Source organism: Rhodoferax sp. UBA5149, from assembly GCF_002413825.1.
In the GTDB taxonomy this organism is placed as follows: Bacteria; Pseudomonadota; Gammaproteobacteria; order Burkholderiales; family Burkholderiaceae_C; genus Rhodoferax.
Genome location: NZ_DHXT01000161.1, coordinates 38,626 through 42,246 on the forward strand (window position 1 = coordinate 38,626; position 3,621 = coordinate 42,246).

Below are 3,621 nucleotides of genomic sequence, written 5' to 3' on the forward strand. Positions count from 1 at the left end.
GCAGGCCGGGCCCGTGGCATTGCGCTGATGGAAGGTTATGACACCTACATGGCCCAGGTGGCCGAGGTCTCGCTGAAAAATGGCGAGGTCATCGTGCACCGCGTGACCGTCGCAGCGGACTTGGGCCGCATGGTCAATCCTGATACGGTCGAAGCCCAGATCCAGGGCAGCATCGTGTTCGGCATGTCGTCTGCACTGATGCAGGAAATAACCCTGGACAAGGGGCGTGTGCAGCAGACCAACTACAACAACTATCCCGTGGTGCGCATGCACGAGGCGCCGCAGATCGATATTGTGTTGGTGCCAAGCACCGAGAAGCCCGGTGGTATTGGTGAGCCAGCGACGGCGCTGGTGGTGCCCGCCATTGCCAACGCGGTGGCGGCGCTTACCGGCAAACGCGTGCGTAAACTGCCCATGACGGCGCAAGCCATCCAGCAGGCTTAAACTGGCCAGAGCGCCCTTTCCTGAGCGGGAAGGGCGCGCGCAATAACAGGTGGGTTAATGGAAAGTCTTGATCTCAGAGTCTTGAGTGATGCCCTGGCCTGGCGCAGCGCTGGTCATGCGGTCACGCTGGTCACCGTGGTGGAAACCTGGGGCAGTGCGCCGCGGCCACCGGGTGCCTTGCTGGCGGTGCGTGACGACGGCGTGGTGAGCGGTTCGGTCTCGGGCGGCTGCGTTGAAGACGATTTGATCGCCCGCACCAAAGCCAGCTTCAAGGCGCTCGATGCGGGTACCCCCGCTTTGAGCAAGCCCGCCATGATCGCCTACGGTGTCAGCAAGGAAGAAGCCACCCGCTTTGGCTTGCCCTGCGGCGGCACCTTGCGCCTGGTGCAGGAGCCCTTGCTCGACACCGCTTGGGTGGCGCAATTGCTGGCACGCACGGCGGCCCATCAGCTGGTGGCGCGCACGCTGACGCTGGCGACCGGCGCGGTGCAGCTGTCGGATGCCGTGCGCGGTCAGACCCTGCAGTTCGACGGCTCAACATTGAGCACCGTGTTTGGCCCGAAGTGGCGCCTGCTGCTGATTGGCGCCGGCCAGTTGTCTCAGGCCGTGGCGCAGATGGCCGTCATGCTCGACTTTGACGTGCTGGTGTGCGACCCGCGCGAAGAATATGCGGCCACCCTGGGGGCTGGCCTGCTGGGGATGAGTGGCATCCGGCGTGTCGAAGGCATGCCCGACGATGTCGTGCGCGAACTCGTGCCCGATGCCCACACGGCCATCGTGGCCCTCACGCACGACCCCAAACTTGACGACATGGCCTTGCTCGAAGCGCTGCAATCCAATGCCTTTTACGTCGGGGCCTTGGGCTCGCGGCGTAACCAGGAGACCCGCAAACAGCGACTGGCCGAGCACTTCGATCTGAGCGCTGAGGAGCTGGCCCGCCTGCATGGCCCGGTCGGTCTGGCGCTGGGGGCCAAAACACCGGCCGAGATTGCCGTCTCCATCGTGGCCGAGATCGTTCAGGTCAAAAATGCCGTGACCGGCGCAGTGGCCACCACGGCGGGCTGCGCGCTGACTTGAGTTCACCCACTGTCATTATTCTTGCCTCCGGGCGCGGCGAGCGTTTTGCCGCATCGGGCGGCGGCACCCACAAACTGCAGGCGCGCCTGGGCGACAAGACGGTGCTGCAACACACGCTGGACGCGGTGCAGGCCAGTGGCCTGCCGTGGCATCTTGAAGACGCCGGTCACCCTGGCATGGGTGATTCGATAGCAGCGGCGGTGCGGGCTACGGCACAAGCGGCTGGCTGGCTGATTCTGCCGGCTGACTTGCCCTTGATTCAAAGCGACACCTTGCGTGCCGTGGCGGCGGCGTTGAGTGATCATGAGGTGGTGGTGCCGGTGTATCGGGGCCAGCGCGGGCACCCGGTCGGGTTTGCGGCCCGGTGTCGCCCGGCCCTCCTGGCCTTGAAGGGAAATCAGGGTGCAGCCCCCGTCGTTCGTGCGCATGCCGCTATTGAATTTATAGTGGACGATGTCGGTTGCGTGACCGACATCGACACCGTCGAGGATCTGCAGGCCGCCGCGCGGCTGATGCAGGGCGCCTGAGAATCAGCGCCCGGCTCAGGTCCTGGCGATGACGCCGCAGGCCACGCGCGGGCCCGAGTTGCCGGTGGGCTGGGTGGTGTAATCGTCCGCATCACGGTGCACGATCAGACCGCGTCCCAGCACGTCGGTCTTGCCGCTACCCAACGATAGCGTGGTGGACTCAAATCTGATGCTGGCCGTGCCGCTGGCGTCGGCCTTCAGGCTGGGCAGGTTGCCACGAAAAAAGCTGCCGCAACCGGCGCAATAAGTCGAATCATCTAGACCTCCGCGACTTGAAATGTGAGTGGTGAATGTAGGGCAATCTTGCCGGTCGTGCAATTTGAAACCCTATTTCCGGCAGGCCCATCTCGATCGGTTCGAGGGCCTTGTTTTGGTAACCATCTCGTAACAGCGGCCTCTCCCCTGGCACGGGTTCCGGAGTACCATTAAGTTTGTAATTTTGTTACCAACATCCCATGAAACTCCATTCAACCGTTGAGGCTGTCACGGCACGCATCCGTGAACGCAGCCGGGTCACGCGCAGCGCCTACCTGGATCGTCTGGCGCTGGCCGCCAATCGCAAACCCGGTGCCGAGCGGCTGGGCTGTGCGAATGTGGCGCACGCTTTCGCCGCGCTGCCAGCCAATGACAAGTTTCGTGTCGTGGCCGAGCGCGCGCCCAATATTGGCATCGTGACCGCCTTCAATGACATGTTGTCGGCCCACGCGCCGTTGCAGCATTACCCCGACATCATCAAGACCGAGGCCCGCCGCCTGGGCGCCACGGCGCAGGTGGCCGGCGGCGTGCCCGCCATGTGCGACGGCGTGACCCAGGGCACGCCCGGCATGGAGCTCAGCCTGTTCTCGCGCGACGTGATTGCCATGGCCACCGCCGTCTCGCTGAGTCACGATGTGTTTGATGGCGCGCTGATGCTGGGCGTGTGCGACAAGATCGTGCCCGGCCTTTTGATCGGCGCGCTGCATTTTGGTCATTTGCCGACCGTGTTTGTGCCGGCCGGCCCCATGACCTCGGGCCTGTCGAATAACGAAAAAGCCAAGGTGCGCGAGCAGGCCGCGCTGGGCCTGGTGGGGCGGGCGGAGCTGCTGGACGCCGAGTCCCGGGCCTACCACGCGCCCGGCACCTGCACCTTTTACGGTACCGCCAACAGCAACCAGATGCTTCTCGAAGCCATGGGCCTGCATGTGCCGGGCACGGCCTTCATCAACCCCGGTGCCGCCATGCGCGAGGAGCTGACGCGCGAAGCGGTGCGCACGGTGCTCCGAGGCAAGGGATCGATCGCCGCCGGGCCGCCCCAAGGCGATCGGGCCCCCTCGGGGGGCAGCGCTGTACACGCAGTGACAAGCGTGGGGGCCGCATGTCCGCCGATCGGTCAGGTGGTGGACGAGCGCAGCATCGTCAACGCGATGGTGGCCTTGATGGCGACCGGTGGCTCGACCAACCATCTGATCCATTGGGTGGCGGTGGCGCGCGCCGCGGGCATCCTGATCGACTGGAATGATTTTTCGGCCCTGTCCGACGTGGTGCCCCTGTTGACGCGCGTCTATCCCAATGGCAGCGCCGATGTCAACCAGTT

Annotated in this window: 5 protein-coding genes; 4 read left to right on the forward strand and 1 reads right to left on the reverse strand. The window is 64.7% G+C overall.

The annotated features are described in order from the left end of the window. The 3 genes from B3V69_RS14615 to B3V69_RS14625 all read left to right on the forward strand — a co-directional run. Nucleotides 1-444, forward strand: a 444-nt coding sequence (locus tag B3V69_RS14615; protein ID WP_296447732.1) for a molybdopterin cofactor-binding domain-containing protein, incomplete at its 5' end; no start/stop codon positions are given. A gap of 57 nt (nt 445-501) precedes the next feature. Continuing rightward, on the forward strand, nt 502-1,521 hold the full coding sequence (locus tag B3V69_RS14620) for an XdhC family protein (RefSeq protein ID WP_296447734.1): 1,020 nt from the start codon (nt 502-504) through the stop codon (nt 1,519-1,521). Further along, nucleotides 1,518-2,048, forward strand: a complete 531-nt coding sequence (locus B3V69_RS14625; protein ID WP_296447736.1) for a nucleotidyltransferase family protein — start codon at nt 1,518-1,520, stop codon at nt 2,046-2,048. Before B3V69_RS14620 ends, B3V69_RS14625 begins: the two co-directional genes overlap by 4 nt. A 15-nt stretch (nt 2,049-2,063) precedes the next feature. On the opposite strand, the gene B3V69_RS14630 is transcribed toward B3V69_RS14625, so the two are convergent. Next, complete coding sequence (locus B3V69_RS14630; RefSeq protein WP_296447737.1) at nt 2,064-2,366, reverse strand: superoxide dismutase family protein; 303 nt, start codon at nt 2,364-2,366, stop codon at nt 2,064-2,066. Between the two features lie 137 nt (nt 2,367-2,503). Here B3V69_RS14630 and B3V69_RS14635 point away from each other — a divergent pair. Further along, on the forward strand, nt 2,504-3,621 hold a 1,118-nt coding region (locus tag B3V69_RS14635; RefSeq protein WP_296447739.1), incomplete at its 3' end, for a dihydroxy-acid dehydratase.

What these genes read in the sequence shown, in the direction of transcription:
- B3V69_RS14620 (WP_296447734.1), top strand. Translation starts at nt 502, where the DNA reads ATGGAAAGTCTTGATCTCAGAGTCTTGAGTGATGCCCTGGCCTGGCGC.